Source organism: Streptomyces sp. CB02058 (assembly GCF_001905505.1).
In the GTDB taxonomy this organism is placed as follows: domain Bacteria; phylum Actinomycetota; class Actinomycetes; order Streptomycetales; family Streptomycetaceae; genus Streptomyces.
In genome coordinates, this window is record NZ_LIPG01000003.1 from 1,465,780 (window position 1) to 1,491,556 (window position 25,777).

The 25,777-nt window shown below is 71.0% G+C and carries 22 protein-coding genes, 1 tRNA gene and 2 pseudogenes; 12 read left to right on the forward strand and 13 right to left on the reverse strand.

Annotated elements, in window-relative coordinates; genetic code table 11:
- Positions 1-13: 13 nt before the first annotated feature.
- The 3 genes from AMK10_RS19865 to AMK10_RS19875 form a co-directional block, all read right to left on the reverse strand.
- Positions 14-502 (reverse strand): hypothetical protein, encoded by a 489-nt coding sequence (locus tag AMK10_RS19865; protein WP_073749136.1) that lies wholly within the window; start codon positions 500-502, stop codon positions 14-16.
- Positions 503-565: 63 nt separating this feature from the next.
- Entirely contained in the window at positions 566-988 is a 423-nt protein-coding gene (locus AMK10_RS19870; RefSeq protein ID WP_073749137.1) for a DUF350 domain-containing protein, read from the reverse strand.
- A 105-nt stretch (positions 989-1,093) separates the two neighbouring features.
- The gene (locus AMK10_RS19875) at positions 1,094-1,627 is read right to left on the reverse strand and encodes a DUF309 domain-containing protein (protein ID WP_073749138.1); all 534 of its coding nucleotides are present in this window, start codon (positions 1,625-1,627) and stop codon (positions 1,094-1,096) included.
- Between the two features lie 108 nt (positions 1,628-1,735).
- Here AMK10_RS19875 and AMK10_RS19880 point away from each other — a divergent pair.
- The 4 genes and pseudogenes from AMK10_RS19880 (at position 1,736) to AMK10_RS19895 (ending at position 5,339) form a co-directional block, all read left to right on the forward strand.
- Positions 1,736-4,397: pseudogene (locus tag AMK10_RS19880) on the forward strand (ATP-binding protein).
- 50 nt (positions 4,398-4,447) lie between these two features.
- A tRNA-Pro gene (locus AMK10_RS19885) sits at positions 4,448-4,521 on the forward strand.
- Positions 4,522-4,633: 112 nt separating this feature from the next.
- A pseudogene (locus tag AMK10_RS19890) lies at positions 4,634-4,837 on the forward strand (LysE family translocator); the annotation flags it as partial.
- Between the two features lie 46 nt (positions 4,838-4,883).
- Positions 4,884-5,339, forward strand: a complete 456-nt coding sequence (locus AMK10_RS19895) for a PaaI family thioesterase (protein WP_073749139.1) — start codon at positions 4,884-4,886, stop codon at positions 5,337-5,339.
- 1,090 nt (positions 5,340-6,429) lie between these two features.
- Here AMK10_RS19895 and AMK10_RS19905 read toward each other — a convergent pair.
- Together AMK10_RS19905 and AMK10_RS19910 are read right to left on the reverse strand one after the other, a co-directional pair.
- Positions 6,430-7,230, reverse strand: coding sequence for a maleylpyruvate isomerase family mycothiol-dependent enzyme (locus AMK10_RS19905; protein ID WP_073749140.1), 801 nt, complete (start codon positions 7,228-7,230; stop codon positions 6,430-6,432).
- Between the two features lie 99 nt (positions 7,231-7,329).
- Complete coding sequence (locus AMK10_RS19910) at positions 7,330-7,914, reverse strand: S1 RNA-binding domain-containing protein (RefSeq protein ID WP_073749141.1); 585 nt, start codon at positions 7,912-7,914, stop codon at positions 7,330-7,332.
- 101 nt (positions 7,915-8,015) lie between these two features.
- On the opposite strand from AMK10_RS19910, the gene AMK10_RS19915 reads away from it, so the two are divergent.
- The 7 genes from AMK10_RS19915 (at position 8,016) to AMK10_RS19940 (ending at position 15,721) form a co-directional block, all read left to right on the forward strand.
- Complete coding sequence (locus AMK10_RS19915) at positions 8,016-9,014, forward strand: MDR family NADP-dependent oxidoreductase (RefSeq protein WP_073749142.1); 999 nt, start codon at positions 8,016-8,018, stop codon at positions 9,012-9,014.
- A 17-nt stretch (positions 9,015-9,031) separates the two neighbouring features.
- Positions 9,032-9,511 carry a MerR family transcriptional regulator gene (locus AMK10_RS19920; protein ID WP_073749143.1) on the forward strand — a complete coding sequence of 160 codons (480 nt, stop codon included), beginning with the start codon at positions 9,032-9,034 and terminating at the stop codon, positions 9,509-9,511.
- A 269-nt stretch (positions 9,512-9,780) separates the two neighbouring features.
- Positions 9,781-10,995 (forward strand): helix-turn-helix domain-containing protein, encoded by a 1,215-nt coding sequence (locus tag AMK10_RS19925; protein WP_073749144.1) that lies wholly within the window; start codon positions 9,781-9,783, stop codon positions 10,993-10,995.
- Positions 10,996-11,120: 125 nt separating this feature from the next.
- A complete protein-coding gene (locus AMK10_RS19930) occupies positions 11,121-11,537 on the forward strand; it encodes an ATP-binding protein (RefSeq protein ID WP_073749145.1) in 417 nt (138 codons plus the stop codon).
- The gene (locus tag AMK10_RS37450; RefSeq protein ID WP_158070885.1) at positions 11,534-11,695 is read left to right on the forward strand and encodes a hypothetical protein; all 162 of its coding nucleotides are present in this window, start codon (positions 11,534-11,536) and stop codon (positions 11,693-11,695) included. The genes AMK10_RS19930 and AMK10_RS37450 overlap by 4 nt, the downstream gene beginning before the upstream one ends.
- A 302-nt stretch (positions 11,696-11,997) precedes the next feature.
- A complete protein-coding gene (locus AMK10_RS19935; RefSeq protein WP_073749146.1) occupies positions 11,998-14,373 on the forward strand; it encodes a beta-galactosidase in 2,376 nt (791 codons plus the stop codon).
- A gap of 79 nt (positions 14,374-14,452) precedes the next feature.
- Positions 14,453-15,721: a cellulase-like family protein gene (locus tag AMK10_RS19940; RefSeq protein WP_073749362.1), complete on the forward strand. Its 1,269-nt coding sequence runs from the start codon at positions 14,453-14,455 to the stop codon at positions 15,719-15,721.
- 61 nt (positions 15,722-15,782) lie between these two features.
- On the opposite strand, the gene AMK10_RS19945 is transcribed toward AMK10_RS19940, so the two are convergent.
- The 5 genes from AMK10_RS19945 to AMK10_RS19965 form a co-directional block, all read right to left on the reverse strand.
- Positions 15,783-16,769 (reverse strand): sugar kinase, encoded by a 987-nt coding sequence (locus tag AMK10_RS19945; protein ID WP_073749147.1) that lies wholly within the window; start codon positions 16,767-16,769, stop codon positions 15,783-15,785.
- Positions 16,766-17,434, reverse strand: coding sequence for a bifunctional 4-hydroxy-2-oxoglutarate aldolase/2-dehydro-3-deoxy-phosphogluconate aldolase (locus tag AMK10_RS19950; protein ID WP_073749148.1), 669 nt, complete (start codon positions 17,432-17,434; stop codon positions 16,766-16,768). The genes AMK10_RS19945 and AMK10_RS19950 overlap by 4 nt, the downstream gene beginning before the upstream one ends.
- 34 nt (positions 17,435-17,468) lie before the next feature.
- A complete protein-coding gene (gene dgoD / locus AMK10_RS19955) occupies positions 17,469-18,614 on the reverse strand; it encodes a galactonate dehydratase (protein WP_073749149.1) in 1,146 nt (381 codons plus the stop codon).
- A 52-nt stretch (positions 18,615-18,666) separates the two neighbouring features.
- Positions 18,667-19,452, reverse strand: a complete 786-nt coding sequence (locus tag AMK10_RS19960) for an SDR family NAD(P)-dependent oxidoreductase (RefSeq protein ID WP_073749150.1) — start codon at positions 19,450-19,452, stop codon at positions 18,667-18,669.
- A gap of 152 nt (positions 19,453-19,604) precedes the next feature.
- Positions 19,605-20,336 carry a FadR/GntR family transcriptional regulator gene (locus AMK10_RS19965; protein ID WP_073749151.1) on the reverse strand — a complete coding sequence of 244 codons (732 nt, stop codon included), beginning with the start codon at positions 20,334-20,336 and terminating at the stop codon, positions 19,605-19,607.
- Positions 20,337-20,680: 344 nt separating this feature from the next.
- Here AMK10_RS19965 and AMK10_RS19970 point away from each other — a divergent pair, with 344 nt between their 5' ends.
- Positions 20,681-21,298, forward strand: a complete 618-nt coding sequence (locus tag AMK10_RS19970) for an SUKH-4 family immunity protein (RefSeq protein WP_073749152.1) — start codon at positions 20,681-20,683, stop codon at positions 21,296-21,298.
- 66 nt (positions 21,299-21,364) lie between these two features.
- Here AMK10_RS19970 and AMK10_RS19975 read toward each other — a convergent pair whose 3' ends face one another.
- The 3 genes from AMK10_RS19975 to AMK10_RS19985 all read right to left on the reverse strand — a co-directional run bounded on the left by AMK10_RS19975 (position 21,365) and on the right by AMK10_RS19985 (position 25,409).
- Entirely contained in the window at positions 21,365-22,105 is a 741-nt protein-coding gene (locus tag AMK10_RS19975; protein ID WP_073749153.1) for an esterase/lipase family protein, read from the reverse strand.
- Between the two features lie 309 nt (positions 22,106-22,414).
- Positions 22,415-22,816 carry a hypothetical protein gene (locus AMK10_RS19980; RefSeq protein WP_073749154.1) on the reverse strand — a complete coding sequence of 134 codons (402 nt, stop codon included), beginning with the start codon at positions 22,814-22,816 and terminating at the stop codon, positions 22,415-22,417.
- Positions 22,817-23,060: 244 nt separating this feature from the next.
- Complete coding sequence (locus tag AMK10_RS19985; RefSeq protein ID WP_073749155.1) at positions 23,061-25,409, reverse strand: beta-L-arabinofuranosidase domain-containing protein; 2,349 nt, start codon at positions 25,407-25,409, stop codon at positions 23,061-23,063.
- Between the last annotated feature and the right edge of the window lie 368 nt (positions 25,410-25,777).

The following is a 25,777-nucleotide window of genomic DNA, read 5'->3' on the forward strand; positions in this document are numbered from 1 at the left end:
AGCCGGACTCGGTTCAGGGGATGAGCAGCCAGTCGGCGCCGATCGCGGCCACCAGACCGATGCCCAGCAGCCAGCTGCCGAGCCTGGTCCGGCCGTTCCTGCTGAGCTCGATCACCACGCCGCAGAGGATGAGCGCGAGGCCGTAGACGCCGACGACGAGTACGGAGGAGCGGCTGGCTATCCGGAGGGCGAGGACGACGGCCATGGCCGCCATGCCCACCGAGGAGAGGACGATACGGAGCCGCCGCGCCTGACGTGGTGTGAGTCTCGCGTCCGGCGCGGCGGGCCCGGAGACCTCGTCGGCGCCTGGGGCCCGCGCCGGTTCCTCCGGCGCGTTCTCCTGTGCCTCGTCCGGTGCTCCGTCCGGCGTGTCCCGTCCGGTGTCCTGCTGAGGAGCCTGCCCGGCGTCCGGCCGGGTGTCCTGGTTCTCGTCCCGAGGGTCCTGCCGCGCGTCCGGCCGGGTGTCCCGCCGTGTGTCCTGGTCCTGGTCAGAAGTGCTCATGACGCCGGATCGTAATGGCTGCGCACGGTGTTGTTCGCCGGACCGCGGGATCGGCCGGCGCGATCAGGCGATCGACGCGGACACGATGGCGGAGACCGCCAGATTGCAGGAGGCCGTCACCCAGACCGCCGGGTGCGGCTCCCGCTCGACGAGCGTGGCTCCGAGCTTCCCGGGCGTGACCAGGTCCACGACGAGGAAGGCGACGGCCATCATGATCAGGCCGAGCAGCCCGAACGCGGCCGTCGAGGCGAGTCCCTTGCCGAAGTCCTCGTACGTCGTCCAGATCGACGTGAACACGATGCCGCCGATGCCCAGCAGGGCCGAGCTCAGGAGCAGCGCCGCGTTGCGGTTGCGCTCCTCCCATATCTGGCGGCCGAGCTTGCCCGGTGTCAGGGCGTCGATCAGAAATATGCCGAGAACGAGCAGTACGACGCCGAGGGCCCCGTATGCGGTGGCACGGCCGAGGCCGTTGATGATGTCGGTCATCGGGGCGTCCGTCTCCTGAGCGAGTGGTTCGGAAAAGGGAACGTGCTGTGACAGGCGTGATCAACACGCTGTCAGGAAGGAGCAAAACCTATCGCACGCACGTGCCTACTTCCTGGGCCGGTCCCCACGCAGCAGCCAAGGGGCCTCCGTCGTGGCGTCCACGACGGACGTACCCCCGTGCCCCGAACCCGTTTCCTTCTGTTCGAAGGCGTCCACGCGCCCTGCCAACTCCCGCGCCCAGCCGATCAGTCCGCTCACGCCGATCCCGTGCGGATCCGTACCGCCGAACCCCTCGACAGCCGAGGCTCCCCTCCTCAACAGCCGTGCCCCGCCTGCCGCGTTGCCCCGGGCGGCATGGGTCAGCCCCACCGCCATCTGTGCGAGACCCCGCCACAGCTCGCGCTCCGCGTCCGGCCCCGATTTCCAGGCGTCCTCCAGGACCTCGTGCGCGTGGAAGGGCATCCCCGCGTCCAGCAGCCGCTGTGCCTCCCGCACGGTCTCGCCGGGGGAGCGCACCACACCCTCGGGCTGGCGCTCCACCCCCGGAGTCCCGTACGGCAGGGGGCGCCCGAGCCCGTCACGGGGGCGCGCATTGCGCGCCCGCCCTTCCTCGTCGCGGTCCCTACGAGATTCGTCCACCCTCCGATTGTGCCTCGCACCTGCGGGGAACGTGGTGAACCCTGTCCGTGGGCACCCGCGCACGACTAGGCTCGGAACCCTCCGCACACACCCTGGGAAGGGGAGGGCATGAAGCCGTCCCGGCCGTTGTACGAGCGCGAACCGGAACTCGCCGCCGCCGCACAGGCGGTGGACGGACTCTGCGGCGGACAAGCAGCCGGCGGGCTGCTCGTCTTCAGCGGCGAAGCGGGCATCGGAAAGACCGCCCTGCTCTCGGAGATCCACGCGATGGCGGCCGACCGCTGCACCGTCTGGTCGGCGCGCGGCGGCGAGACCGTGACCTCGGTACCGTTCCACGTCGTACGCCAGCTCCTCCAGCCCGCGCTGGACCGGTTCCCCGCCGACGAGACCCGCGCCCTGTTCGGCGACTGGTTCGAGGTCACCGCGCCCGCTCTGGGCCTCGCCGAGCCCAGCGGCCCGCAGGCCGACCCGCAAGGTGTCAGGGACGGCCTCGACTTCGTCGTGGCACGGCTCGCCTCCCGCCTCAGCCACAGGCCGCTCCTCCTCATAGTTGACGACGCTCACTGGGCGGACGGCGAGTCCCTGGCCTGGCTCTCCGGGTTCACCGCGCGGCTCTCCGAGCTGCCCGTCCTGATCGTCCAGGCCCACCGCCCGCAGGAGTTCGCCGACCGGAACGCCGACTGGGCCATGGCCCGCACCCCGGGCGGCGGTGCCGACAAGGGCCACCCCGCCCTGATCAGGGTGGCCCTGCGCGCCCTCACGCCCGACGCCACGGCCGAGCTGGTCCGCGCGGGGCTGGGCGACCACGCCGACGACCCCTTCTGCCGCGAGGTCTGGGCCGTCACCGGCGGCAACCCGTACGAGGCGGTCGAACTCGTCGCCAAGGCACAGGACCGCGAACTCGCCCCGGTCGAGGAATCCGCGGGACTGCTCCGTGAGCTCGGCGCGTCGGCACGCGGCAGCGGTCTCGTCGCCCGCCTCGAACGCCTGGGCACGAACGCCAACCGCTTCGCGTGGGCGGCGGCCGTGCTCGGCACCGAGATCTCCCAGGAACTCGCCGCGACCCTGGCCGGGATGAGCTCGGCGGAGGCCGCCGACTGCACGGCGCGGCTGCGTGACGCCCGTATCGTCAGCGGATTCGACCCGCTGGAGTTCGTCCACCCGCTCATCGCGAGCGCCGTCTACCGCTCCATCCCGCCGGCGACCCGCACCGCCATGCACGGACGGGCGGCCTGGGCCATCACCCAGGCGGGACTCGGTGCGGCGGCGGCCTCCCGCCATCTGCTCGAGGTCCACCCGGACGACGACCAGGAGCTGGTCGCGCAGCTCCGCGAGGCGGCCCGCCAGCACCTCGCGGTCGGCGCCCCGGAAGCCGCCAGGCGTTGCCTCGAAAGGGCCCTGGAGGAGCCGCCGCGTCCGCACGACCGGGCGGAGCTCCTGTACGAACTGGGCTGCGCCACGCTGCTCTCCTCGCCCGCCACCACGGTGCAGCACCTGCGCGCCGCACTGGACACACCGGGACTCGACGAGGCGCTGCGGATCGACGCCACCTTCCGGCTCGCCTCCGCCCTGTCCCACAACAACCAGCTCAAGGACGCCGGCGCTCTCGCTGGCGGCCGAGGCGTCCCGCACGCCACCCGGCCCCGGGCTGATGCGACTGCAGGCCGCGCACTTCCTCTGGGAGGGCATGCAGGAGTCCGAGGACGACGGTCCCGGCCGTTCGGCCCGGCTCGCCCGCAACGCCGACCACCTCAAGGGCCGCGACAACGCCGAGCGCGCCATGCTCACCCTCCGCGCGTTCGACGCGATGCTGCGCGGCGAGGACGCACAACTCGTCGCGGACTTCTGCGAACGCGCCCTCGTGGACGGGCGCCCCGCCCGCGGGCTCGGCTGGACCGACTCCGAATGGGGCTTCGAACTCCCCGCCATGGTCGGCATCACCTACGCCTTCACCGACCGCCTCGACCGTGCCGAAGCCCTCTTCAGCGAGGCCGTACGCGCCTTCGAGATCTCCGGCTGGAGCGGCGCGCACCTCGCGTTCGCCCACACCCTCCTGGGGCTCGTCCATCGCAGGCGGGGCCGGCTCGCCGAGGCCGAAGGCTTCCTGCGCGAGGGGCTGCGCCTCGCCGACCGCGCGGGCAGCGGCCTGCCCATCCACTGGGACGCCACCTGCCTGCTCGTGGACACCCTGCTCTCCCGGGGCAGGACGGCGGAGGCCCGGCTGGTCGCCGACCGCTACTCCTTCGGCCCGCCGTACCCCACCGCCATGGTCCTGCCGGACGCCCCGTGCGTACGGGGACGGCTGCTCCTGGCCGAGGGCCGCACCGAGGAGGCCGTGGCCGAGCTGGAGTCGGCGGGAGCCGCACTGGAACCTCGCGGCCGGTTCAACAACATCTGGGCACCCTGGGCGGGCGACCTGGCCCGCGCCCTGGCCGACACCGACCCGGTCCGTGCCGCCCAGCTGGCCGCCCGGGCCCGCGTCCACGCGGAACGCCTCGGCACGAACACGGCCATCGGTGAGGCCCTGCGCTGCGTCGCCCTCTTCGCGCCCGACGAGGAGGAGGCCAACCACCTGAGGGCCGAGGCCGTACGCCACCTGGAGGCATCCCCGTCCGCCTACGAGCACGCCCTGGCCCGCTTCGAGTACGGCCAGGCCATCCGCTCCCGACGTGAGCTCGCCCGAGCCATGAAGCTGGCCACCGCCTGCGGCGCCGAGGGCCTGGCGACGCGCGCCCAGCAGGTGGGGGCGTCGATCCGGTCCTCGGAGTGAGGTAATGTTTGTCCTGCGCGGCCACCCGGGAACACCGGGAGGAAACGCATCGGGACGTGGCGCAGCTTGGTAGCGCACTTGACTGGGGGTCAAGGGGTCGCAGGTTCAAATCCTGTCGTCCCGACTGGAGACAGTCGCAGATCAGGGCCGGTTTCGGAGTAATCCGAAACCGGCCCTGAGTCGTTCTTGGGGACCAGTCGGGGACCAGATGGAGGTCCGGCGTCCTTGACCCGGCCACGAGCTGGCCGGTCGCCGCGCAGACCGGGCTGCTCAGCACCGTGCACCTGACCGCGTGCGCGGTCGTCTACCTCACCGTCGGCGTCCTGGCCCGCACGGTACTGAGCACCCGGCCCGCGGCAGCCCGGGCCGTCACCCGCGTCAGCGGCGCCATGATGATAGCCATCGGCGCCGTCCTGCTGATGGAACGCCTGACCGGCTGAGGATCCCTTTCACACCCACCCGGCACGAAGACGAAGGAGCACCGACATGACAGAGCAGACCCAGGAAAAGGCGAGCCCCACGGTACAGAAGCGGATCCGGGACAGCTTCGAACGGCAGGGCCTAATGACCCACCTCGGCGCGCGCCTCACCCACATCGGCCGCGGCCGCGCCCACATCGTGCTGCCGGTTCGCCTTGAGGTGACCCAGCAGCGCGGTTACGTCCACGCCGGTGCCACCAGCGCCATCGCGGACAGCGCCGGCGGCTACGCCGCGCTCACCCTGCTCGACGAGGACTCCGACGTCCTCACCGTCGAGTACAAGATCAACCTTCTCGCGCCGGCCGCCGGCGACCACCTGGAAGCGGTCGGCACCGTGCTCAAGTCCGGACGCACCCTGACCGTCTGCCAGCTGGAGGTCTACGGTGTCCAGGGCGGTGGTGCGCGCAAGCTGGTCGCCAACGGGCAGCAAACCCTGATTCGCGTGACCGAGCCCGCCCGGTAACGCCCTGTCGGCCGCATGCGGGACCTGGAGCCGATACGCCCCAAGCGTCCACCAGCGGTGAAGCGCGGCTACTTCCGCTGGGGCCACCGAACCCCGCTTGTCCTCAACATGGACGACGTGAAGCTCGGTGCCGTCCTTGTGACGCCTGGAACGTCCGAACAGCCCGACGATCGGACAGCGGCCCTCGCAGACTTCCTCCACACCTACAACCACCACCGCTGCCACACCGCACTCGGAGGCCAGCCCCCGATCGGCCGAGTGAACAACCCTGCGGGTCAATACACCTAGCACCAGGGCTTCTTCGACCCGTCCCCTCCGGAGCAGGATTGCGGCGCCCACCGTCACGGCAGGCAGTCAGCCGGTTTCCGCAAACGGACGTATGACCCCTCCCAGGCCCGCTCAAACTCCCCTGCCACCCGCAAGTGGCGCACCGCGCCGCTCGGCAGAATCAGTCCTCACGCTCGCCGGCATCCTGCACCACCAACTCCAGATGCCCGCGTTCCAAAAGGGAGTCCACAACACAACCTGTGGATTGACTTCTCCGTAGGAGTCTGTCTGCCACTCAAGATCTTCAATGTTCCCGAAGCAGGGTTGGAGCCGCCACTGACAATGCGGTACTCAGCGACAAACTCTGACATCGGCCGTGAGGCGGCCCGTCCTGGAACGACACCACCCTCGACTCACCCAAGCACCAACTTCAGATCCGGGACATCGCACCCTTGGAATGAGCTCCCCGACAGTCGGGGACGATGCCTGGACAGCGGCCCGACGTGAGGCATACGCGAATGATCAAGGTGTGGCGGCATCCGTGGTCGTGGTGACGGCTCGCATGCGCCGGCGACGAGGGGGCGGCCTCGGCCATGCGAACCGTGCGGCCCCGCCTGCCCCTGGCGACGGTTGTGCGGCCTGCTGGTTTCAGGTGGCCCGGTGGACCATGACACGCGTGGTCATGAGATCCGGCCTCGGCTCGCCGACCGCGGCTGTCGTATGGAGGTCTGCGATGCGCACGCCTGCCGATGTGATCACGCATCCCGGAGCCACCGGCCGGACCGTACCGGCTCGAGGTACGGCCAACCGCCCACGCCACGTCCTACTTCTCCTCCGGCTCCCAGGCGCGGAGCAGGTCGAGCAGCCCTGTGTCTCCGTCAACGTGCAAGGAGTGGGCCTGGATGCGGTCGTACAGGTAGAGGACCAGCTCACTGGCCGTGCCGTGGACGGAGGCGCCGGCTGCGTCCGAGTCCTCACCGGTCGCGGCGTCGGGCGCGGGGATGCGGGTGGTGCGTGCGCCGTCGCCGTCGACGGTGAGGCGCCAGGAGAGGCCCTCGGCGGCGTGGAAGTCGAAGGCCGTGGCCTTGTGCGGCCAGGCACTCGGCGTTCCGCAGACGGTGAAAAGGAACTCCTCCACACCGTCGAGTGCCAGGTCGACCGGCAGCGGCTGCGGGGCACCCACAGCGAGTTGGGCGTCGTAGGTGTGCACCGCGGTCTCCTGGACCCGGTGCCGGGCGGTGCCGCCCGCGGTCTGCGGTGACTGCGACGCGGGCCACCAGGTCCAGCAGCCGCTCTCCGGTCCCGCCGCGCGCAGAGCGTCCAGCAGAAGCCGCGTCGACGCCTCCAGCCAGGCCAGCAGGGCCTCACGCTCCGTCGGCACTTCCAGCGCGGCGCGCGCGGCGACGGCCTCGGCCGGGGGCGCGTCGGCGGTCCCCGCGTCGACGATGGCGGCCCAGAAGCAGTCTCCCCCGCCCAGGTGCTTCACCAGATCGAACAGCGTCCACCCGGGGCAGGTCGGCACCTGCGCGTCGAGACGGGGCGCGGCGGCGACCACAGCGCGGAAGGCGGTCGACCGTTCATCGATCAGTCGCAACAGGTCGGGAAACTCAAGATTCTTCTGCACGGCGGATGTCTATCACCGTGCTCCGGTGATCGGACAGCGATTTTCACAGCCGCTGCCGTATGGCCGTTGCGCACGTCGACGATTCGGGCAGGGTGGCGGTCACGTGGGGAGTACGGCATCCGCGTACCGGCTGTTCTCCGGCCTGGCGAGGAACACCCGGCGCTTCGGCAGCTCGATCTCCGTGACGACGACGGCGATCTGGTCTCCGGCCTCGAAGTCCTCTGCCGGGATCGCCGCAGGGCGGCCGTCGATCTCTCTGAAGGGGACCAGTCCGAGGATCCCGTCTCCGAGGTCGACGAAGATGCCGATGGGCACCACCTTCGCAACCGTCCCGCAGAATTCCTGGCCCACCACCGTGCGCTCGGCGAAGGCGTGGAGGGGATCGGGCTCCAACGCCTTCAAGGACAGTCTGGCCTCAGCGTTGTGGGTGTCGGACCCGAGGAACTGGCACGAGACACGCTGCCCTACCTGAACGACATCGGAGGGATCATCGAAGCGCCGCCAGGACAGTTCGGGGACACCGAGGAACCCGACACCGGGCAGGGTGGGGTGTGCAGGCCCGTCGTCCAGGGCCACGAAGACCCCGAACCGTTCGATCGCCACGACGGTGCCGGACAAGATGTCGCCGCGGTGCAGGGACTCGAGAAACGCCCGGAGTTCCGGGCTCTCGGACTGCCATTCCATACCCGCAACCATGGCACACGGCGTGCCGTGCCGGCCATGTCCCGTATCCCCTGATGCTGAGCCTTGCCCTTGACCCGTGGGTCAAGGTCTAACGTCCAGCCATGAACGCAACTCATCGTCTTGTACGCCTGGTTCGCCGCAGGGACGGACTGCCGACCGCGGACGACTTCTCCTTGGTGGAGGCGCCTGTTCCCCTGCCCCAGGCCGGCCAAGTGCTGGTGCGCAACACCCAATTCCTCGTCTTTCCCGGTCTGCGTACCCTCATCGGGCGCGAGACGCGTGACGTTCCGCTGCCGCCGATCAACCCCGGCGACACCTTGTTCGGGCCCGCGATCGGCGAGGTGGTCGATGGAGCGCTGAAGGGGCGGCAGGTCCTGCACCTTCAGGGCTGGCGGGAGTACGCGACGCCTGCCGCTGCCGAGTACCGGCTGCTGGACGGCATCCTGCCCAGCCCGGTGGCTCATCTCGCCCAGGGCTCAGCGGCGTACGGTGCGCTGACCCGGCTGGCGGAGGTCCGGGAGGGCGATACCGTGTTCGTCACCGGAGCCGCGGGTGCTGTGGGCACCATGGCGGGCCAGATCGCACGGCTGCTGGGTGCTGCCCGGGTCGTCGGGAGCACCGGCTCACCGGACAAGGCCGAGCGCCTGGAGAAGGAACTCGGCTACGACGCCGTCGTGCTGCGCGGCGCGACCTCGCTCGCCGGCCGGCTTGCCGAGGCGGCACCGGACGGCATCGACGTCGTCCTGGACACCGTGGGCGGCGAACAGCTGACGGCTGCCGTGCATGCGGCGAACCGGGGCGCCCGGTTCGCCCTCGTCGGCGCCTTGGCCGGTCAGCTGTCCCCGGACCGGGCGGGCGGGAGCGCGCCGACCGTGCTCGACAGCTACCGGTTGCTGACCCGGGGCATCACGATCGCCGGCTACAGCGGCGTGGACCACCCGGATGTCGAGGCGGAGTGGGAGGCCCGCTTCGGAGCCTGGCTGCGGGCGGGCGAGATCCGTTTCCCGTACACCCCGGTCCGCGGAATGGAGCGCGCCCCAGGCGCGTTGCCCGAACTGATCGCCGGGCGCTCCTTCGGGGCGTCCGTCGTGGAGTTGTAGGACGGGACGGAGTGGCCATGCGAATCGGCGAGGCAGCGGCGGCAGCCGGAACCACACCACGTGCCCTGCGCCTGTACGAGGCGCGTGGCCTGCTGCCACCCCCACCCCGCTCCACGTCCGGTCAACGTGAGTACGACTCCACCGCGGTGGCCCGCGTGAAAGTCATCCGCACCCTCCTGAATCTGGGCCTCACCCTGGAAGACATCCGTCGCCGCGCCCACCGCCTGGACGTGCTCGTCCGGAAGGGGCCGTCGGCTTCCTGTGCCGGCCGCCCTGGCGAGTTCAGCGACGTGGTCGCCGATCGTCTGGCGGTCCTGGACGCCGAGATCGCCCGCCTCACACACCTACGGCAGAGACTCGCCGCAGCCGCAGGAGAGGGGCAGAGCGCGCCTCGTCCCGGGCCAGGATCGGAGCGCCCCGCGATCCACAGCCACTGGCCGGCACTGGCCGGGCGGCCGGCCGGACCGATCGCCAGGAAGGACGCAGCCAGGGGATGACTCCGCCTGCGGTGGCTCGGCGGCAGTGCCGAAGTGCCACTTGGCGAAACCGGCGGTCGATGCGGAACACCTCCGGGTCGGCAGGGAGGACTCTCGCTGTATCAACGGCAACTTTCGGCGCTTTCCAAGCGGCACCCGGCTGACGGATGAAGCCCGCCAGAAGAGGTCGGGCGACCACCTGAGGGCCCTTTACGGGGCCGAGACGCAAGTAGGGCTGATCCGGCGGGCACTTCGGTCATCTGCGAAGCACGGCAGCGTACCGTGGCAGCGTGGCAGACGAAGACCTGGGGAAGACGCTGCGCCGACTGCGGCGGCTGGCCTCCCTGACGCAGGAAGAGCTGGCCGAGCGCTCCGGTGTGTCCGTCGATGTGATCCGTCAGCTCGAACAGCGGCGGAAGCACTCCGCACGCCTGCCCACGCTGCACGCACTCGCCGACGGCTTGGGCGTGGAGCTGACGACACTGCTGGGTGATCCTCCGGCGGTCACGGCAGGCGGAGAGAGCGACGGCCCGCGCTTCGTCGCCGTACGCCGGGCCGTCATGCCCGCGCTGTGGGGGCCGCCGCCGGAACCGACCGGCCCGGACTTCTCTCCGGACCGGCTGCGAGAGCGGATCGCAGACGGGTGGTCGCAGTATCACGCAGCTGAATTCGACTCCGTGATGAAGAGTCTCCCCGACCTGATCACCGACGCGCGTTCCGCCACTGTGTCCGGGGACGGTGACGACCGCAACGCCGGCTTTGCAGCCCTGAGCAAGGCGCTCCAGCTCGCCGGACACGTCGCCGTGCGTATGGGCAAGACAGACCTTGCCCTGACGAGCCTGGAGCGGGCCATAGGCGCAGCGGAGCAAGCCGCAGATCCGCTCCTGGTCCCCATGGTCGTGAACTCTGTCGCGTGGACCTACCAGCGGCAAGGCCGTCTGGAGGACGCCCTGGGAATCGCTCTTCGCTCGGCTGAGGCGATCGAGAGCGGAGGGCGCACAGACACAGCCGACGGGCTGAAGGTGTGGGGTGCACTGACCATGAGCGCCGCCACCTCTGCCGCACGGAGCGGCGACTACGAGCGTGCGGCTGAGCTGATGGCAGGAGCGGAGAAGGAAGCTGCCCGCGTCTCCAAGCTGCCCGCGGGCAGTGACAACCGCATGGTGAGCGTCTTCAGCCCGTCCTCCGTGCGCATCGAACGCGTCCGTCTCGCCGTGCAGTACGGGCATCCGGAAGACGCCCTGGCGCTAGCCAAGGGCATGCGCCTGAGCAAGGACACCCCGCCGTCGTGGCGCACGTGGCTGTTGCTGGACGTGGCCCGGGCCCACACCGACACCGGGGATGCGGCCGGAGCGGTGAAGACCCTGGAATCCCTGCGCCGTGTGGCGCCGACCTGGATGCAGCACCACACTTTGGCCGTGGCCATCGTGCGCGACCTGTGGGCACTGCCCAATCACCCCTCGGGCCTGCGGCCGTTGGCGGAGTTCCTGGGAATCTGCGAATAGTGTGGTGAAAGTGGGACGTTGCGCCCCTGTCAGCGTTCCGGGCATGTCGCTTACATGAGCGGACAGCGCCCCGGCGGCCGTGCGACCGGCCCCGGGGCTCGGCCGATCTGAGGAAGCAGACCGACATGCCGCAACCTACAACCTGTGCCCGCCCGACCGGCTACCCCGGGTACAGCGAGACCCTGCCGAGAGAATCCGAGAGCGCCGACGACGCCCGGCGTTTGGTGCGCGTTGCCTGCGCGGTCTGGGGGTTGGACGAGTTGGCCGAGGACGGGGCGTTGATCGTGTCCGAGTTGGTGGCCAACGCTGTGCAGCACGCACGGCGGGAGTCCATCCGAATCGTCGTCGACCGTCCCGACGCCGCGCGGGTGCGGGTCGGCGTCGCCGATCTCTCCCGGGCGCGGCCGGTGGAGCGCGAAGCGGACGACAACGAGGAGGGCGGGCGCGGTCTCCGTCTCGTGGCGGCACTGGCCGCCGACTGGGGCACGGATGAGCGGCGCTGGGGCAAGATCGTCTGGGCGGACTTGGAGGTGCGCGGGTGACCACGGGAGAGACCCCCGGCCGCAGTGGGGCCCGTACCCATCTGTCGCAGTTGATCCAACTGTTCGGCGCCGACGGATGCCTGCGGATCAATACGGCCCCTGCTGAACCCGGCCCGCCCGCTGTCGGCGGCGAGTCCGAGGACGACGAGCAGGACTGACCGCCCCAGGGTGCGGCGATGCCCCGGCCGGTGAACTCCACCGAGCCGGGGCTTCACCTATGACGGCCGTTTCGCGTAGCTCACCCATGGTGCGGCACCCGTCGGTGGTGCGGCCCCTGCTCCGACACCCATCCCACCACCCCGGCATGGACCAGGCCGTGACGGTCGGTCAGCTCATAGACAGCTGAGAACAGGCGACGCGCGGGCGTCGGAAGCCATTAATTATGAATACATCTTGACAGGCTTTCCGGCCGCGCACACGATGAACCCACTTCACCGAGTCGCCGCAGGAGCCGCACGTCATGTTGTCTCTGCATGCTCACGACCCCTCCGAGCCCTTGGCCGGACACCTTCCCCAAGGCAGTTCCGCCGCCGTCCCCCGTCCGATAGCCGTCGACAGCCAGAGTCTGTCGCGTGACGGCCGCAGGTGGATCCCGGTCATGGGGGAGTTCCACTTCAGCCGCTACCCCGCCGCCGAATGGCGTGAGGAGCTCCTCAAGATCAAGGCGGGCGGCATCGATTTCCTCGCCACCTATCTCTTCTGGAACCAGCACGAGAACGAGCGCGGCGTGCACCGCTTCGACGGCGACCTGGATCTGCGCCGCTTCGTCACCCTGTGCGCGGAGCTCGACCTGGCCGTGGCCGTGCGCATCGGGCCCTGGTCTCACGGCGAATGCCGCAACGGCGGCTTCCCCGACTGGCTGGCACAGGCCGACTGCACCCCTCGCACCGACGATCCCGCGTATCTCGCCCTGGTCGAGCCCTACTTCCGGCACATAGCCGACCAGCTGCGCGGCCTCTTCCATGAGGACGGCGGCCCGATCGTCGCCGTGCAGGTGGAGAACGAGCTGTACGACCAGCCCCAGCACTTGGTCACACTGCGGCGCATGGCGGAGGACGCCAGCATCCGCGCGCCGCTCTGGACGGCGACCGCCTGGGGTGCCGCCGAGATCCCGGCCGACACCCTCCTGCCGCTGTACGGGGGCTACCCGGAGGCATTCTGGGAGGACGCGCACGACGGGTGGGCCCGCGAGATGCGCCGGCACTACTTCTTCACGCCGATCCGCGACGACCACGCCATCGGCGCCGACCTGCGGTCCAGCGCACCGACCGGCACTGGCCCCGACCCGCGCCGCTACCCGTACGCCACCTGCGAGTTGGGGGGCGGCATGGCGATCGCCTACCACCGCAGGACGATCGTGCCGGCCAGGGACATCACCTCGCTGGCGCTGGCCAAGCTCGGCAGCGGGTCCGTGTGGCAGGGCTACTACCTGTACCACGGGTGCTCGCAGCGCGTGGATCTCCAGGAACCCAACCAGGAGAGCCACGACACCGGTTACCCCAACGACCTGCCGACGGTGACCTACGACTTCCAGGCCCCGCTGGGCGAATACGGACAGGTCCGGCCGTCCTTCCACGCGCTGCGCCGGCAGCACCTGTTCCTGCACGCCCACGGTGCGGACCTGGCGCGGATGCCCCTCCAGCTGCCCGACCGGCAGCCGGAATCGCTGGACGACCGCTCCACGCTGCGCTGGGCCGTTCGCTCGGCCGGTGACGAGGGCTTCCTGTTCGTCAACAACCACCAGCCACACGAGACACTCCCCGACCACGACGGTGTCCGGTTCGACGTCACCCTCCCCAGCGGGCGCACCGTCACCGTGCCCCCGGAGCCGGTGCGCATCCCCTCCGGCGCCCACTTCGTCTGGCCCATCGGCCTGGACCTCGGTGCCGGTCTGCGCCTGGAGTGGGCCAGTGCCCAGCCGGTCACCCGGCTGGAGGCCGACGGCCTCCCGCTGACCGTGCTCGCGGCGAGCGACGGCATCCCGGTGTCGCTGGCGCTGCCCGCGGACGTGGAGGTCCAGGGCCCGGCCCAGGTGGACAGCGCCGACGGGGCCACGCTGGTCACCGTCACCGAGCCGGGAACCTCGGCGCTGCTGACCCTCGACGGCCCTTCCGGCCGGGCCCGCGTCCTGGTGCTCTCCTCCCCGCAGTCGCTCCAGCTCAACCGGGTCCAGGTCTTCGGTCAGGACCGGCTCGTCCTCAGTGACGACGTCGTCCTTGCCGACGGCGACCGGCTGCGCCTGCACATCGCCTCCGACGCCCCCTCGGTCGCCCTGCTGCCGGCCCCCGCCTCCCTGGACGGAAGCGGTGCCGGGGCCCCGGTGGCGGACGGCGTCTTCACCCGCTGGCCGCTGGCTCCGGCCCCAGGGCTGCCGCAGCCGGTCCTGGAGACCGTGCAGGAGCAGGCCGTCGCCGCACCCGCGCACACCGGCGGATCGCACGACCGGGCCTCCGCGCCCCGCGAGGAGGACTGGGACAAGGCCGCCGTCCACCACCTCACCGTCCCCGCCGTCGCGCTGGACGGCGACGGCGAGGTGCTGCTGAGGCTCCGGTACACCGGTGACGCCGCTCGCGCCTACCTCGACGGGCAGCTCGTCGCCGACCACTTCTGGTACGGGCCCGACTGGGAGATCGGGCTGCGCCGCTTCGCCGACACGGTCGTCCTGCACGGCCTGGAGATCCGCGTCCTGCCCCTCGACCCCGCCGCCCGGATCCACGTCGACGCCTCGGTGCGCACCGGGTTCGACGCCGCCGCCACCCGCGCCGCCGTCGAGTCGGCCGAGCTGGTGGCCGTACCCCGTGTCAGCCTGAGGAGCGAAGGGGCAGGGCGTGCCTGACCTCAGCCGCCGAAGCCTGCTGCGCACCGGGACCGGCGGCCATGTCCTCCTCCTCCCGCACCGAAAGGGTCTCCTCCGCATGCCCGTCGCGCCTCCCGCCCATCTGCCCGGCACACTCGCCATCTGTCTGTGGGACTTCAGCTGGTACACCCGCACCGGACCAGGCGAACCCTTCGCCGACCTCGACAGGGCGTTCGCCGAGACCGTAGAACGCGGCTACAACACCATCCGCGTCTGCGCCATGCCCCTGCTCCTGTTCGGGCCGGGCGGCCCGCGCGGACCGCTCACGCTCGGCCCCCTGGGCGGCCGGTACGGCCAGGGCCTCCGCTGGTACGACGTGCGCGCCACCACCACCCTGCCCGACCCGCGCGCCCATCTGCTGGCTCTGTTCGAGGCGGCCCGCCGGCACGACGTCCACGTCATCCTCTCCAGCTGGGAGTATCAGCAGAGCCCCTCCTTCGCCGGTGACCGGGCCTGGTTCGACGCCGTCATGGCCATCGACCCCGAGGAGAGGGCCGAGGCCCTCGCAGGCGCCCTGGCCGACCTGATCGACTTCCTGGCCGCGCACGACGGTCTCGACGACCGCGTCGCCTTCACCGAACTGCACAACGAGGTGCAGGCCGGCCGTCTCACCGACGGGCTCACGGGCGACGACACGGTGGCCGCGCTGACACCGCGCCTCGAGCGCGGCCTGGCCCGCTTCCATGAACGCCACCCCGGCCGGCCCGTCACGGTCAACTACGCCCAGGTGCCCGTGGGGTCCCTGCACGCCCTGCCCGAGGGCATGGACGTCGCCGCCTTTCACCCCTATGTGTACGGCGTGCTGGACGAACTGCTGGACACTTTCGCCCTGCGCGACACCTCCCGGCCCTTCCCGCAGGAGCGCGCCCGGCGGGAGCTGCTGCGCGCGGACGCTCCCCCGCTGGAGGAGTGGACACCGCCCGAGGCCGACCGCTGGCGCACCGAGGCCACCGTCGTGGGGCCGCGCGAGGTCTACGTCCACGACTGGTGCGACCCTCGGGCCTGGGACGTCTGGCTGTACGAGCGCTACGCCACCCACCGTCTCGCCATGGAGCAACGGCTCACCGACTGGATCGCCGCGGCCGCGGACTGGGCCGCCATGAGGGAGATCCCGCTCGTCTTCGGTGAGGGCTGGATCGGATACACCCCGCTCCACGGCACGTTCGAGGAAGGCCCCGTCGGCGCGGCCTGGTGCCGGCGTGCCGTCACCGAGGCCGCCCGCAGGGGAGCCTGGGGCGCGGTCGTCTGCTCCAACGCGGCCCCACACCACCCGATGTGGCAGGACACCGCCCTGCAGCGGGAGTGCAACGACCTGCTGCGCGGCTGAGAAGCCTGCCGCGCCGGCCGCGCGCACCATCGGAGGTGCGCGCGGCCGGGTCGTGGGCGAGTCAGCGGATCGTGGTGCCCGGGGCGGCGGAGAGCAGGCCCAGTTCGTCGCGGTGGGGGAGTCCCTCCCAGTCGCCGTCCGAGGCCACGGCGAACGCGCCGAGGGTGTTGGCGCGTTCGAGGCGCCCGTCCGGGGACAGTCCGTCGAGCAGTCCCGAGAGGTAGCCGGCGCAGAACGCGTCGCCCGCCCCGACCGTGTCCCGTACGGGCACCGCGAGGGCCGGGACCGTGTACCGGGAGCCGTCCCGGCCGTGGAGGGCGGCCCCCTCTCCGCCGCGCTTGACGACCACGTCCCGCACCCCGGCCCCGAACAGGGCGTCGACGGCGGCCTCCTCCCCCTGCGGTGGTTCGCCGAAAGCACCGGTGACGACGGGGAGTTCGTCGTCGGAGGCGATCAGGACGGTCACGTGCTCCAGCAGCGGCAGCAGGGCCCTGCCCGCGTCCGTCGCCGTCCAGAGGCGCTGCCGGTGGTTGACGTCCAGGGCGACGGTCCAGCCGTGTGCGTGCGCGTGGGCCGCGGCCTCGCGCACCGCGTCCAGCGGGCCGGGGCCGAGAGCGCAGGTGATGCCGGTCAGGTGCAGGACACGCGCACCGGCACCCAGGGCGGGCGCGAGGCCGGCCGGGGTGAGCAGGGAGGCGGCCGAGCGGCTGCGCCAGTAGTGGACCCGTACGAGGTCGGCGACGCGCCGCTCACGCAGCATGCCGCCGGTGGGTGCCTCGGGGCGGACACCGGCGTGAGAGATGTCGACGCCTTCGCCGCGCAGGGTGCGCAGGACCAGGCGGCCGGGCTCGTCGTCGCCGACCAGTCCCGCCCAGGCGGCACGGTGGCCCAGCCGGGCCAGGCCGATGGCCACGTTGGACTCGGCACCGGCGATGGTGGTGCGGGCCTCGGCGCCGATCGCGAGCGGTCCGGGCAGGTGTACGGCGAGCATGGTCTCGCCGAACGTGAGGACGTCGGCGGCCTGTCCGGTGCCGGGACCGGCGCTCATGCCCGCCCCCGCGAGGAGCCGGCGGCGCAGATCGCGACGAAGCGACGGGCGCGTTCGCGCAGGGCCTCCAGATCGCCGCCGCGTGCGGCGTCGCCCACCAGCGGGGAGCCGACACCGACCGCGACGGCGCCGTGCGCGAGGTACTGCTCGGCGCTGCTGACGTCCACCCCGCCGACCGGCACGAAGGGCAGGTCCGGGAAGGGGTCGCGCAGCGCCTTGAGGTAGGCGGGGCCGCCGATCGAGGCGGGGAACAGCTTGACGGCGTCGGCTCCGGCGCGCCGGGCGGCGAGGGCCTCGGTCGGGGTGAGCGCGCCTGCCAGGACCGGCAGTCCGGCGCGTACCGAGGCGTCCAGGGACTCGGTGAGCGCGGGGGTCACGATCCAGCTCGCGCCCGCCTCCTGGGCGCGGGCGACGTCGTCCTCGGTCAGCACGGTGCCGGCTCCCACGAGGGCCGTGGGGCCGGCCTCGGCGACGGCCCTGCGGATGACCCCGAGGGCGTCGGCGGTGTTGAGGGAGATCTCGACGAGGGGCACGCCCTCGTCGAGCAGGGTCAGGACGGTGCGCAGCGCGGCGTCGGCGTCCGGGCCGCGCACGATGGCGGCGAGCCGGGTGCGCCGCAGTACGGCGGAGAAGTCGTCGGTGGTGCGGGTGTGCGGGGTGTTCATGTTCACGTCCAGGAAAGTCGGGGCCGGGCGGGGGTCACCATTCCGCGAAGGAGCCGTCGGTGTGCCGCCACAGCGGGTTGTGCCAGTCGGCGGCGGTGTTGTCGGCGGCACGGACCGCCTTCTCGTCCACCTCGATACCGAGGCCGGGGGCGGTGGTGCGCAGCAGGTGGCCGTCGTGGAAGTGCAGCGGAGTGGTGTCGACCAGGTAGTCCAGAGGGCCGGCGCCGACGTTGTAGTGGATGCCGATGCTCTGCTCCTGGATGAGGAAGTTCGGTGTACCGAAGGCGACTTGGAGGCTGGCCGCGAGCGAGACGGGCCCCAGCGGGCAGTGCGGGGCCAGGAGTACGTCGAACGTCTCGGCGAGCGCGGCGATCCGGCGGACCTCGGAGATGCCGCCGGCGTGGGACAGGTCGGGCTGGATGACCGCCACTCCGGCGGTGAGGGCGGGCAGGACGTCGGTGCGGGAGTAGAGGCGCTCCCCGAGGGCCAGCGGCACCGGGGAGGCGCCGGCCAGGTCGCGCAGCCGGTGGGTGTACTCGGGGAGCAGGGGCTCCTCGACGAACAGAGGGTTGTACGGGGCGAGATGCGGGAGCACCTTGGCCGCGTTGGCGACGGTGAACCGGCCGTGGAAGTCGACGGCGAAGTCCCGGTCGGCACCGAGGGCTTCGCGGGCGGCGGCGGCACGGGAGACGACCTCGTCGATGTCCCGGGTGGTCGCCAGCCTGTTGATCCGGCCGCTGGCGTTCATCTTGACGGCGGTGAAACCAGCCTCCACCTGTTCCCGGACCGCTTCGGCGATCTGGGCGGGCTCGTCACCGCCGACCCAGGTGTAGGCCCGTACCCGGTCGCGCACGGGACCGCCGAGCAACTGGTGGACAGGGGCGCCGTACACCTTGCCGGCGATGTCCCACAGGGCCTGGTCGAGTCCGGCGACCGCGCTGGAGAGTACGGGGCCGCCGCGGTAGAACGAGCCCTTGGTCATGGTCTGCCAGTGGTCCTCGATACGCAACGGGTCCTTCCCGACGAGGAGTTCGGACAGCTCGTGCACGGCGGTGCGGACGGTGGCCGCACGGCCCTCGACCACCGGCTCCCCCCAGCCGACGACGCCGTCGTCGGTCTCGATGCGGCACAGCAGCCAGCGGGGCGGCACGGCGAAGGTCTCGACGCGGGTGATCTTCATGCTTCTCCTTGGTGCGGCCGGGCACGGGTGCCCGCCGCGGAAGGGCGCGTTCTCAGGACGAGGTCTTGTACGTACTCCAGCCGCCGTCCACGACCAGCGAGGCGCCCGTCACGAAGGAGGCGTCGTCGCTCAGCAGGAAGGCGGTGGCGCCGGCCACCTCCTCGGGGCGGCCGAGCCGGCCGGCCACTGTCTGCTCCGCGCTGGCACGCCGGTCCTCCTCTCCGATGCCGTCCCAGGCGCGGGTCAGCACGGGGCCGGGCAGCAGGGCGTTCACCCTGACGCCGGGCCCGTACTCGACGGCCAACTGGCGGGCCAGGCCGGTGAGTCCGGCCTTGGCGGAGGCGTAGGCGGGGCGGCCCGGGAGGCCGACGAGGGCGTGTACGGAGGAGATCAGGACGGCGCTGCCCCGGGTGGCGCGCAGGTCCTCCAGACACGCCTTGAAACCGAGGAAGGCTCCGGTGAGGGTGACGCCGAGCTGCTGGTTCCACTGGTCGAGGGTCGTGTCGTGAGCGGGGGCGACGCGCACGGCATAGGCGTTGGAGACGAGGGCCGAGACCGGACCGTACGCCGCGCGCACGGTCTCCAGTGCCGAGTCCCAGGAGGCCTCGTCGCTCACATCGGTCCGGTGGAAGAGGGCCTCGCCGCCGGTGTCCCGGATGGCGCGGGCCGTGCGCTCGCCCTCGGCGGTGTCGATGTCGGCGACGAGGACACGGGCTCCCTCGGCCGCGAGCCGCCCGGCGGTCGCGGCTCCGATGCCGCCGGCAGCTCCGGTGACGACGGCCACGCGTTCGTCGAAACGGCGCCCTGTCCGGGGAAGCTGCGGATGGGTGGACGACATGGAGGCTCCGGAGGCTGCGGCGCGGACGGGCGTAACGGCCCGGCGGGACGTGATCATCCCACCCGCGTCATTAAATATGAATTATTGAGCGAGGCCAAGGGGCCCGGCTGAATCGCAGGTCACGGCGCACCCTCGGGGCGGCGTCCGCCGGGTCAGCGGTTCCCGGCGGAGGGCAGGGGGGTGACCGAGCGTCGGGTGAGCTGGTCCAGGTCCTCGACGGCCTTTGCCAGCAGGTCGAGCATGGCGAGTTCGGCCCGGACCGGGTCGCCGTCGCGCACGGCGTCCAGGACGGCGCGGTGGCTGGGTACGGGGTCGTCGGCGGAGGCGTGGGAGTGGACCAGGCGGTCGCGCTCGCGCAGACCGGGTTCGAGCAGGAGGTCCATGCGGGCCAGCATCTCGTTCCCGGTGGCCGCGAGGAGGGCGCGGTGGAAGGCTGCGTCGGCCTCCCCGGCGTCGGCGGAGTCCGCCTGGGCGCGCCCCATGGACCCGAGCGCCGCCTCGAGTGCCTCCAGGTCGGCGTCCGTACGGTGGAGGGCGGCGCGGCGTGCGGCGGCGGGCTCGATGATGGAGCGGACGTCTGCGAGGTCCCGCATCAGCTCCTCGCCGGCGCCTCCCTCGACCCGCCAGCGGATGACGTCGGCGTCCAGGAGGTTCCAGTGCCCGCGCTCCCGGACGAACGTGCCTCTCTTCTGCCGCGCGTCGACCAGGCCCTTGCCGGCCAGCACCTTCAGCGACTCGCGCATCACGGTCAGACTGACGTCGAGTTCCTCACCCAGGGCCCGCACCTCCAGGGTGGAACCCTCGGGGATGGCGCCGCCCACGATGCGCGCTCCGAGCGACTGGACCACCTGACCGTGCACGCCTCGGGTGCTGTAGGCCGCCATGCCGTCATCTCCTTGACGCCGGGGCACGCTCGGGGCGCGCGGGGGTGAGGCGCTGCGAGCGCGCAGGCCCATGGTAGCCGCATATTATTCATTATTAATGCTGATGTTTGGCGGTTCCGTGACCCCGGGGCTTCCCGCGCGTGCGGCCGAGTGCGGTTCTCCCGCAGCGTTGTCGGCCCCACCGTACCGGCAGCCGGGCCGGCGCCCCTCTCCCGGTGCGCACCTCCGCCGTCCCGTTCGCCCGGTGTTGTGAAAGCCTCGGTCCGCGACGCCGTTGTCGCGTCCGTTTCCATCCGTCGAGGTCCCACGGCGCCCGTGCCGCCGCGGAGTTCGGAGTTCAGGCAGTGCTTTTCGACGTCACCCGCGACGGACTCGCAGACATCTTCGGTGAGGACCGGCTCATGGTCCTGTCCGCCGCCGCTCTTCCGCCCTCCAGCGTGGACACCGAGGGCGCCCGCCTGCTGCGGACCGTCGGCGTCCCCCGCGGGACCGTCCTGCTGTGCGAGCCCGACGAGGAGTCCGGGCGGCTGTCCCTCGTCCGGGACGTCGTCGACGTGGAGGACTTCGAGGTCGCGGCGGAGGGCGCGGGTGAATGGCCCGTCATCGGCTGGCTGCTCGACGCCCATCTCGTCCTCGACCCCGGTTCCGGGCGGGTGTACGCCTTCGACGCCGACGAGGGGACCGCGCGGGCGCTGCACTCGGACGTCTCCTCGCTGGTCCAGGTCGCCCTGCGGTTCCAGCGACTGCTCGACGAGTTCACCTTCGGCGGCGACGACGCCGACGAGGAGGCCGGGTTCGAGCGTCTGGAGCGTGAGGTCGGGCGCATCCGTCAGGAGACGAGCGGCGTCGACCCCCTTCCCTTCCAGGACGACGAGACCCTCTGGTCCGTGGTCGGCGACGAGATCGCCGCCGGTCAGCGCTTCAAGGGCGATAGCCCGGGGGCCCGCTCGCTGTACGGGTGACCGGAGGCCGGACACACCGAGACCCCGGGCCCGCGGGGGCCCGGGGTCTCGGTGTCGAGCGCCCGGTCAGGAGGCGACGAAGCGTGCGATCTGGCCCAGTACGACCGTGTCCGCCAGGAAGCCGATGTGGGTCTGGCAGAGCACGTTGTTGTTCGTCGCGCCGGTCAGCCGGGTGCTGGTGTACGGGATGATGACGCCGTCGCAGGCCGAGTACCAGGTGGCGTACTTGGTGTCGCCCGGTGTCTCGTCGCCCGAGGTGATCTGGGAGATGAACGAGGAGCCCGGGTACATCTGCTGACAGGTCACGTAGACGAGGCAGGCACTCGCGAACGTGGTCCCGTGGTTGGCGCCGGCGATCGAGGCGAGGTGGCTCACGCTCGTGTTGCCGCCCAGCACCTTCAGGTAGTACTGGCTGACGAGGCCGCCCATCGAGTGGTTGACGATGGCGACCTTGCTCGCGCCCGTCCGCGCCTTCACGTTGTTCACGAAGGTCGCGAGGCCCTGCGCGTTGGTGACGTTGTTGCCGTAGGAGTTGTACTCGTAGGCGAACAGGCTGGAGCTGGACCAGCCGTTGAGCTGGAAGACGCTCATGCCGGTGACCCAGTTGGAGGCGTTCCCGGTGTAGCCGTGGACGAAGACGACCGGAGTGCTGGTCGACAGCGGCGCCACGGCCGCGGCGGAGGTACTCGAGGAAGCCGAGGTCGCGGTCTCGGCCGCGCCGGCCGCCGGCGCCGCGGAGAACAGGGTGAACGCGGCCGTGACGGTCGCGAGGACGCCGAGAATCCGGCGCGGAAGACGACGACGCATGGAGCTCTCCTGACGAGATGCGGGGATGCGGGTGCCTGACCCGACAAGAGTCGTGGGACGGGAGCCGGACGCCATCGGTGAAATCACCGGTGAACGAGGACGGCCGCCGGGCCGGTGGAGACGGCCGAGGCTGCCCGGCCTCCGGTGCGTCGGGCGGGGCCGGCCCGTGGGTCTTCACCACTCACGGCCACCGCGGACCCGTTCGACCCGCTCGTCACCGCGGCATGCGAGCTTGTGCCGCACGCCTCCCAACGCCGAAGCGGCCCTCGCCGCGCACGGGCGAGGGCCGCTTCGAATCAGTACATGTGCTCAGGTCACCGTGAGATCGGCCGGACCGCAGGTCGATGTCCAGACATCCCGGGTACCGTATTCCCCGATGCATGCCTCGTAATAGACATACGCCCCCTCGGGGAGCGCGTAATTACAGTCGTTGTAGTTGCCGTTCGCGCCGTCGGCGTCCCAGCAGTAGTGGTACGTGGAGTCCGGGCCGGTCTGGCGCCACCGCCCGACGGCGGAGTGGCCGTCCGAAGCGACGTCCGTGACCCTGAAGTGCTCACCGTAGGAGAAGAACTTGGCTTCTGCGGAGAAAGTGGTGTCGTAGACCCAGACCCCCTCCGTGGCGGACGCGCTTCCGGACATGGCCACGCTGATCGCGAAGGCCCCCACCGTAGCGACCAGACCCCGGGTGATCCTCTGGAAGGTTTTCCCCATCGTGCTCCCTTTCCTGCGTGCCCCCGCGGTCGCCGAACTGCGCATTTCGCCGGGTCGTCGATTTACCTCTTCTCGTCATCGCGTCGAGAATTCGCGGCGATGATCTTGAGGATGCGTGCGACAGGTTAATGGGAGGGGAACTTCGAAGGCAAATGTAAGGTGCATTCATTCGCGAATGTCCCTCCTGTCGTCTATTTCCCCCGGGTCATTTCATCCCGGGAACGGAGTTTCGCACCAGAAGCCGCTACCGGACATTGAATTCGTTCGCGTCCTGGGCCCCGTCCCGCACGATCCGCCACCGGTTGTCGGCCGAGCCGTCGTCCGGGGCCTGGACCGCGAAGGCGCCCGGCGCGGTGGAGTTGTTCTCGACGGCGAGCAGTTTGCCGCTGTTCGCGTTGCGGATCTTGTACGTGCCGTCCCCCTGGTCGAGCAGGGTCCACCGGTGGTCGGCGGTGCCGTTGTCCGACCACTGCAGGACCGTCGCGCCGTCGGCCGTGGACATGTCCTGGACGCCGAGCACCTTGCCGCTGTTGACGTTGCGGAAGCGGAAGGAGTCGCCGTCGGCGACCATCTCCCAGTCGTGGTCGGCCGTGCCGGAGTCGTTCCACTGCAGGGCGCGGCCACCGTCGGCGGTGGACATGTCCTGGATGCCCAGCACGAGGCCGCTGCCCGCGTTGGCGAGGCGTACCGGCGCGATGCCGCTGGTGTTCCAGTAGACCGTGTAGTTGTGACCGTGTGCGTCGTGGAAGGGGCCCAGTCCGACGGTGGAGCCGCCCGCCGTGGCGGTGAACGCGAGCGCGCTGGTGCTGGTGCGCCGGATCGTCGACGTGTCCAGCAAGGGGAGCGAACCGAGCGCCGTGTTCCCGTAGTTGCCGGACAGGACCACCGGGCCGTACGAGATCGCGGCGACGCCGGGGTTGTCGTTGGCCGGCCGCATCACGACCCGCATGGGGAGGCGCACGGTGACCGTGTCGCCCGAGGCCCACGCGCGGGTCAGGGTGGCGTAGCTGCCCGGGGTGGTGGTGACGGACTGGGCGACGCCGTTGACACTGATGGTGGCTCCGCTGGTCCAGCCCGGGATGCGGACGCGCATCGCCCAGGTGCCGCCCGCGCTTCCGGTGACGCGCAGGGTGGTGGTGTCGCTCGCCGGGTACGACGTGGTCTGGGTGACCGTGATTCCGCGCTGGGACCAGGTGAGGACCGACGGCACGAACAGGTTCACGGTCAGTGTGGTGCCGGAGTGGAAGTAGACGGAGTCCATGAGCCTGGTGTGCATCTCCAGGCCCGTGCCCTGGCAGCACCAGAAGGTGGTGTAGTCGGTGCTCCAGGTGCCGCCGCCCCACGCGGGCCCCACACCGCGCCGGCCGCCCGGGTTGAGCGGGGTGAAGTACGTGACGTGGCCGTGGCCGTCGGCGGGGTTCTGCTGGCCGATCATCTGGTTGAGCCAGGCCTGCTCGTAGAAGTCGAAGAGCGTGGCACGGTCCGGGTCCAGGGCGAACAGCTCACGCGTGAGGGTGAGCATGTTGAAGGTGTTGCAGCTCTCGCACGTGTCCTGGTTCAGATAGGCGGCGATCGCGTTCGGGGCGCGGAAGTGCTCCGCCTGGCTGTTGCCGCCGATGGCGTACGTGTGGGCCCCGACGCACATGTTCCAGGCGTTGGTGGAGATGTCCCGGTAGCGCGTGGTGCCGGTGGCCTTGTACTCCCGTACGGCCCCGATCCACTTCGGTACCTGGGTGTTGGCGTGCAGCCCGCTCAGCTTGTCCTGGCCGGCGGCCAGCGGGTCGAACACCGCGGCGTGGTCGAACCGCTGGGCGACGGTGAGCCACCGCGCGTCACCGGTCTGCTGGTAGAGGTCCGCGAGCACGGTGTTCATGCCGCCGAACTCGGTCCCCAGCATCGCCTGCGTCTGCTGGGCGCTCAGCCGGCCGGTGCGCGCGTCGACCCAGCCCGCGAGGGCCAGCAGCACGTCACGGGCCTGCGTGCTGCCGATGAGGCGCCATACGTCGAACAGGCCGGTCAGGGTCTTGTGGATGGTGTAGTACGGCACGTTGCCGTTGGTCAGGGTGCGTGCCTCCAGTGCGGTGAAGTCGGACTCGGGATAGCCGGAGAGGTATCCGGCGCCGAAACCGGCTGCGCCGTTGTTGGCCTGGCACTTGGCCAGTTCCGCGACCATGTGGAGGGCCTTGTCGCGGCAGACGGTGTCCCCGGTCACGGCGTACAGCTGAGCCCAGGCGGTGAGGAAGTGACCCTGGACGTGCGTGCGGAAGGGGAAGTCGGGTGCGTCCCAGCCGCCGGTGGCGGCGGCGCCGTTGGTCGAAAGACGGTGGTTGGCCCGGAAGTTGTAGAGGAGTCGGTCCACATCGACGAACCGCAGGTACTCCCGTGTGCGGTTCTGGTTGTCCAGCCATCTGCTCGCGGTCAGCCGGACCTGTCCGAGCTCGAAGGCGAGCGCCTGGGCTCCGATGTCGGACCTGACCGGGGGTACGGCCGCCGCCTGAGCGGAGGAGGCGCCGAGGAGGGGGCCGGCGGCGGAGGCGGCGGCTGTGGCACCGGCGATCTGCAGGAGGCGTCGTCTGCTGACGAAGGAGGACATCGAGCACCTTTTCCGTGAGGGCCAGTGCGGAACTGGCACGTGGGGGTGGGTGTTTCCGATCGGCCGGGGAGTCACGTTCCCGGCGCTCCGCACGGCGCACGGGGGAGGGGCGGGAGCCGAATGCGGGGGTACGGCGCCGGGTGGAAAGCCGGGTGTCGCAGGGCCCGGAACAGCGGCGACATGACGATAGGGTGTTCGCTATTTCGAACATTGTTCGTCATGTCGCCGGAACCATAGTTGCCCCGTCATGCGCCGTCAACGCTGTCGACGTCAGCAACTGGCAGTCAGGGAAGGGGGGTTGGTAATTCGGGCGCGGCAAGGGAAAGCGCTGTCGGAGGCATTGACGCGTCCCTTTCAAGGCTCTACTT

Coding starts and splice junctions, on each gene's coding strand:
- AMK10_RS19865 (WP_073749136.1), bottom strand. CDS start 502: ATGAGCACTTCTGACCAGGACCAGGACACACGGCGGGACACCCGGCCG.
- AMK10_RS19935 (WP_073749146.1), top strand. CDS start 11,998: ATGTTGTCTCTGCATGCTCACGACCCCTCCGAGCCCTTGGCCGGACAC.
- AMK10_RS19915 (WP_073749142.1), top strand. CDS start 8,016: ATGAACGCAACTCATCGTCTTGTACGCCTGGTTCGCCGCAGGGACGGA.
- AMK10_RS19920 (WP_073749143.1), top strand. CDS start 9,032: ATGCGAATCGGCGAGGCAGCGGCGGCAGCCGGAACCACACCACGTGCC.
- AMK10_RS19945 (WP_073749147.1), bottom strand. CDS start 16,769: ATGAGCGCCGGTCCCGGCACCGGACAGGCCGCCGACGTCCTCACGTTC.
- AMK10_RS19895 (WP_073749139.1), top strand. CDS start 4,884: ATGACAGAGCAGACCCAGGAAAAGGCGAGCCCCACGGTACAGAAGCGG.
- AMK10_RS19960 (WP_073749150.1), bottom strand. CDS start 19,452: ATGTCGTCCACCCATCCGCAGCTTCCCCGGACAGGGCGCCGTTTCGAC.
- AMK10_RS19950 (WP_073749148.1), bottom strand. CDS start 17,434: ATGAACACCCCGCACACCCGCACCACCGACGACTTCTCCGCCGTACTG.
- AMK10_RS19980 (WP_073749154.1), bottom strand. CDS start 22,816: ATGGGGAAAACCTTCCAGAGGATCACCCGGGGTCTGGTCGCTACGGTG.
- AMK10_RS19930 (WP_073749145.1), top strand. CDS start 11,121: ATGCCGCAACCTACAACCTGTGCCCGCCCGACCGGCTACCCCGGGTAC.
- AMK10_RS19870 (WP_073749137.1), bottom strand. CDS start 988: ATGACCGACATCATCAACGGCCTCGGCCGTGCCACCGCATACGGGGCC.
- AMK10_RS19910 (WP_073749141.1), bottom strand. CDS start 7,914: ATGGAATGGCAGTCCGAGAGCCCGGAACTCCGGGCGTTTCTCGAGTCC.
- AMK10_RS19975 (WP_073749153.1), bottom strand. CDS start 22,105: ATGCGTCGTCGTCTTCCGCGCCGGATTCTCGGCGTCCTCGCGACCGTC.
- dgoD (WP_073749149.1), bottom strand. CDS start 18,614: ATGAAGATCACCCGCGTCGAGACCTTCGCCGTGCCGCCCCGCTGGCTG.
- AMK10_RS19965 (WP_073749151.1), bottom strand. CDS start 20,336: ATGGCGGCCTACAGCACCCGAGGCGTGCACGGTCAGGTGGTCCAGTCG.
- AMK10_RS19985 (WP_073749155.1), bottom strand. CDS start 25,409: ATGTCCTCCTTCGTCAGCAGACGACGCCTCCTGCAGATCGCCGGTGCC.
- AMK10_RS19940 (WP_073749362.1), top strand. CDS start 14,453: ATGCCCGTCGCGCCTCCCGCCCATCTGCCCGGCACACTCGCCATCTGT.